2 protein-coding genes, 1 tRNA gene and 1 pseudogene are annotated in these 3,743 nt (G+C 54.3%); 2 read left to right on the forward strand and 2 right to left on the reverse strand.

The window, feature by feature from the left end:
* Window positions 1–117: pseudogene (locus tag K2H17_RS11215) on the reverse strand (nucleotidyltransferase); the annotation flags it as partial.
* A gap of 73 nt (window positions 118–190) precedes the next feature.
* A tRNA-Ala gene (locus K2H17_RS04560) sits at window positions 191–267 on the reverse strand.
* A 168-nt stretch (window positions 268–435) separates the two neighbouring features.
* On the opposite strand from K2H17_RS04560, the gene rlmN reads away from it, so the two are divergent.
* Both rlmN and pckA read left to right on the forward strand, forming a co-directional pair.
* On the forward strand, window positions 436–1,509 hold the full coding sequence (gene rlmN / locus K2H17_RS04565) for a 23S rRNA (adenine(2503)-C(2))-methyltransferase RlmN (protein ID WP_300131952.1): 1,074 nt from the start codon (window positions 436–438) through the stop codon (window positions 1,507–1,509).
* A gap of 336 nt (window positions 1,510–1,845) precedes the next feature.
* Complete coding sequence (pckA, locus tag K2H17_RS04570; protein ID WP_300131955.1) at window positions 1,846–3,444, forward strand: phosphoenolpyruvate carboxykinase (ATP); 1,599 nt, start codon at window positions 1,846–1,848, stop codon at window positions 3,442–3,444.
* The last annotated feature ends 299 nt before the right edge of the window (window positions 3,445–3,743 follow it).

The following is a 3,743-nucleotide window of genomic DNA, read 5'->3' on the forward strand; positions in this document are numbered from 1 at the left end:
GTCGCTGCGGTCGTTGAATCGGGGGGTGAGGATGGAGCCGAATACCCACAGCTTTGCGACCTTGTACTTTTTGCACAAGGCGATGATCTTGTCCATGTTGAGTTCGATGAGCTTCATAGTCGCAAAGATAGTGTTTTGGCGGGGAATAACAAAAGAAGCGAACCGGAATTTGATTCCGATTCGCTTGGACTGGTGGAGTATAGCGGACTCGAACCGCTCACCTCGACACTGCCAGTGTCGCGCTCTAGCCAGATGAGCTAATACCCCGTTGTTTGGTTTTGCGGGAGCAAAGGTAGTGAGTATTTTTGAGTTTAGCAAGAATTTGGCGGATTTTTTTGTAATTTTGCGGTTAGAATGCGCACGGGAGCGGTTTTTTCGCGCTGCCGGACGCTGTTCAGAAACTGCCTTTTATTTTTTTACAGCCTATTGTTTTTTATGGAAAAGCAGAATGTTGTCCGGAAGCCGTTGATCGGCATGACTCTTGGTGAACTCGAAGCTGTGGCCGAAGAGGCCGGGCTGCGCCGTTTTGCGGCGAAGCAGATGGCTCGGCGTCTGTATGTCAACCGCGCGCGGTCGATCGCGGAGATGACCGAGCTGCCGAAGGCGTCGCGCGAGTGGCTGGAGGAGCATTACTGCGTTGGGCTGGAGGCGCCGATCGCTGAGGCGCGTTCGACGGACGGGACGGTGAAATATCTGTTTGCCACGCGTGGCGAGGGTTTCGATTTCCTGTCGGGGGGCGCCGGAGGACGTGATGTGGAGGCTGTCTATATTCCTGACCGCGAGCGGGCGACGCTGTGTGTGTCGTCGCAGGCGGGCTGCCGCATGGGCTGCCGTTTCTGCATGACGGGGCGTCAGGGTTTCCACGGCAATCTGACGGCTGCGGGCATTCTGAATCAGGTGATGGCTATCCCTGAGAGCCGGTCGCTGACGAATATCGTGTTTATGGGTATGGGTGAGCCGATGGATAATGTCGATGAGGTTCTGAAAGCTGTCGAGGTGCTGACGGCGCCCTGGGGCCTGGCCTGGAGCCCGAAGCGCATCACGGTTTCAAGCATCGGCAAGACCGACGGTCTGCGCCGTCTGCTGGATGAGACGAAGGTCCATGTGGCTATCAGTGTGCATTCGCCTTTCAAGCAGGAGCGCGAGGGGCTGATGCCTGTCGAGAAGGCTTTCCCGGTTGCGGGGGTGATGGCGATGATGAGGAATTATGATTTCGCTCATCAGCGCAGGCTGTCGGCGGAATATATAATGTGGCGCGGAGTCAATGACGATCTGCGTCATGCCGATGCGCTGGCGCGTCTGCTCAAGGGGGTTGACTGCCGGGTGAATCTGATCCGCTTCCATGCTATTCCGGATTTCGGGCATGTGACTGCCGACACGGAGACTATGGAGCGTTTCCGCGACCGCCTGAACGAGCTTGGGGTGACGGCTACGATCCGCACCTCGCGCGGAGAGGATATCGAAGCGGCCTGCGGTATGCTCAGCGGCAAGGACAGGGCAGGGGAGTGAGCTTGCAGACCTGCTCAGGGAGAGCAATAGTGTTAATAAACAATAAAAAGGCGCCGGTGGTTCAGGCGCGGGTGAACAAAGCGTAAGGTCCGGCGGTTATTTGTTACGGACAGCAGGCGGAGGCCTATCGTCTGTCCGTCAGACCTTGAACGCAGCAATTTAATTAAAAATTATTAATAGAGAAAAATTTCTTTAATTTGCCGGCTCTATACCGAAAAAAGTCAGTAACTTTGCAAGCGGATAAAAAGGACCTTCCTCAAGGTTAAAAAGATTACCGAACGATTTTAGGAACAATAATTATCAATTTCATATATCAAACACTCTACTTTAACGACAATGAGTACAATTGATTTATCCCAGTATGGCATCACCGGTGCAAAGGTGATCCACAACCCCAGCTACGATCAGCTTTTCATCGACGAAACCAACCCTGAGCTCACCGGCTATGAGAAAGGTCAGCAGACCGAACTCGGTGCTGTCAACGTGATGACAGGTATCTACACCGGTCGTTCGCCCAAGGACAAATTCTTCGTGAAGGATGACACCAGCGCAGATTCAATCTGGTGGACTACCGAAGAATATAAGAATGACAACAAGGCCATCACTCCCGAAGCATGGAACGCCCTGAAGGCTATCGCTGACAAGGAACTTTCTGACAAGACTCTTTATGTTGTAGACGCATTCTGCGGCACCAACCCCGACACCCGTCTTGCAGTACGTTTCGTGATGGAAGTTGCATGGCAGGCTCACTTTGTGACCAACATGTTCATCCGTCCGACCGAAGAAGAACTCAAGAACTTCAAGCCCGACTTCGTTGTCCTCAACGCTTCTAAGGCTAAGGTTGAGAACTGGAAAGAACTCGGCATCAACTCTGAAACCTGCGTTGCTTTCAACCTCACCGAACGCATGCAGCTCATCATCAACACCTGGTATGGCGGTGAAATGAAGAAGGGTATGTTCTCTATCATGAACTACTACAACCCTCTTCGCGGCATCGCTTCAATGCACTGCTCGGCCAATACCGACAAGCAGGGCGAAAACACCGCTATCTTCTTCGGCCTCTCAGGCACAGGCAAGACTACCCTTTCGACCGATCCCAAGCGTCTGCTCATTGGTGACGACGAACACGGCTGGGACGACAACGGTGTCTTCAACTACGAAGGCGGCTGTTATGCCAAGGTCATCAACCTCGACAAGGAAAGCGAACCCGATATCTACAACGCTATCACCCGCGACGCTCTCCTCGAAAACGTTACTGTCGACGCTGAAGGCAAGATCGACTTCACTGACAAGAGCGTGACCGAGAATACCCGCGTAAGCTACCCGATCAACCACATCAAGAACATCATCGTTCCTTCTCGCGGTCCTGCCGCAAAGAACGTCATCTTCCTGTCGGCTGACGCATTCGGTGTGCTTCCTCCCGTTTCTATCCTGACTCCGGAACAGACCAAGTACTACTTCCTCTCTGGCTTCACCAGCAAGCTCGCCGGTACAGAACGCGGTATCACCGAACCTACTCCCACATTCTCTGCCTGCTTCGGCGCAGCCTTCCTTTCGCTCCACCCCACCAAATACGCTGAAGAACTCGTTAAGCGTATGGAAAAGAGCGGTGCCAAGGCTTATCTCGTGAACACCGGCTGGAACGGTTCAGGCAAGCGTATCTCTATCCGTGACACCCGCGGTATCATCGACGCTATCCTCGACGGTGCTATCCTCAGCGCTCCGACCAAGCAGCTCCCCATCTTCGACTTCACCATTCCTACCGAACTCCCCGGTGTTGATCCGAAGATCCTCGATCCGCGCGACACCTACACTGATCCCGCAGAATGGACCAAGAAGGCTGACAAGCTCGCTGAGATGTTCATCAACAACTTCAAGAAATTCGAAGGCCACGAAGCCGGCAAGGCTCTCGTAGCAGCAGGTCCCCAGCTCTAATAAGATTCTGAGGATTCGATAAAGCAAGCTCCCGGCTGCCGAAAGGCAGCCGGGAGCTTGGCTTTTTGGGGATGCCCGGCTTTTGTGGGGCTCGCTGAAGCTCGCAGCCGGGGACAAAAAGGGTTGGGGGGATGGAAGAGGGGCCGGACGCGCAGCAAGCAGCGCGCAACTCGGACAAAGGTTTTGAGAGGGGCTCGCTGAAGCTCGCGGCGGGGACAAAAGGGTTGAGGGGGATCGGAGGGCTCGCTGAAGCTCGCGGCTGGGGGCAAAAAGGATTGAGGGGGCAAATGGGTTGGGGG

The sequence above is a fragment of the Duncaniella sp. genome, from assembly GCF_029054785.1.
Taxonomy (GTDB): Bacteria; Bacteroidota; Bacteroidia; order Bacteroidales; family Muribaculaceae; genus Duncaniella.